Annotated in this window: 1 protein-coding gene; it reads right to left on the reverse strand. The window is 59.1% G+C overall.

Features of this window, described 5'->3' with window-relative positions; genetic code table 11:
• Positions 1 to 1,039: hypothetical protein (locus HVE01_RS19945; protein WP_213014767.1), on the reverse strand; the 1,039-nt coding region annotated here is incomplete at both ends.

Genomic DNA, 1,039 nt, shown 5'->3' on the forward strand with positions numbered 1-1,039 from the left:
GGACACGCTGACGTCGGTGTCACCCGGGGAGACCGGGACTTCGACGCTAACGCCATTATCCAGGTCGTCTTGAGTGACTTCTCCGTCAAAGAGGACATTGCCATCCTTGTCGGTGACTACCAAGGTATCGCCTACTTCGGTGCCGTCTTCCAGCGTGACCTGGGCGGTAACGGTGCCGTCGTCACCGATCTCGTCCTGACTGTAGGTGCCGTCGTCGCCGCTACCAATTAGCTCGACAGATACCTCTGGGGATTCATTGTCCTGTGGCGGCTCATCGTTAGCCACCGGCTTTGTGTCACTATCGCTAGACGAGTTACCTGCAGGATCAGTCACTGTGGCGGTCACGCTAACGTCAGTGTCGCCTTCGGTAACCGGCACCTCAACCGTAACGCCATTATCCAGGTCGTCTTGAGTGACTTCTCCGTCAAAGAGGACATTGCCATCCTTGTCGGTGACCACCAAGGTATCGCCGACTTCGGTGCCGTCTTGCAGGGTGACCTGGGCGGTAACGGTGCCGTCATCGCCGATCTCGTCCTGGCTGTAGGTGCCGTCACCGCCGCTACCGGTCAGCTCGACCGAGACTGCGGGCGATGTGTTATCGACCGGCTCGATTGGTTTGCTGTCGTCATCGCTGCTGGAATTGCCCGCAGGGTCGGTGACCGTGGCGGACACGCTGACGTCAGTGTCACCTTCGGCAACCGGGACTTCCACCGTCACGCCGTTGTCCAGGTCGTCCTGGGTGACCGGACGATTAAGCAGTTCATTGCCGTCTTTGTCGGTGACCGTCAGGGTGTCGCCTACCTCGGTGCCGTCTTCCAGGGTGATCTGAGCGGTAACAGTGCCGTCGTCACCGATCTCGTCCTGGCTGTAGGTGCCGTCGTCGCCGCTACCAATTAGCTCAACAGATACCGCTGGGGCTTCGTTGTCCTGTGGAGGCTCATCGTTAGCCACTGGTTTTGTGTCACTATCGCTAGACGAGTTACCTGCAGGATCAGTCACTGTAGCGGTCACGCTAACGTCAGTGTCGCCTTCGGCAACC

This window comes from Vreelandella venusta (genome assembly GCF_007989605.1).
In the GTDB taxonomy this organism is placed as follows: domain Bacteria; phylum Pseudomonadota; class Gammaproteobacteria; order Pseudomonadales; family Halomonadaceae; genus Vreelandella; species Vreelandella venusta.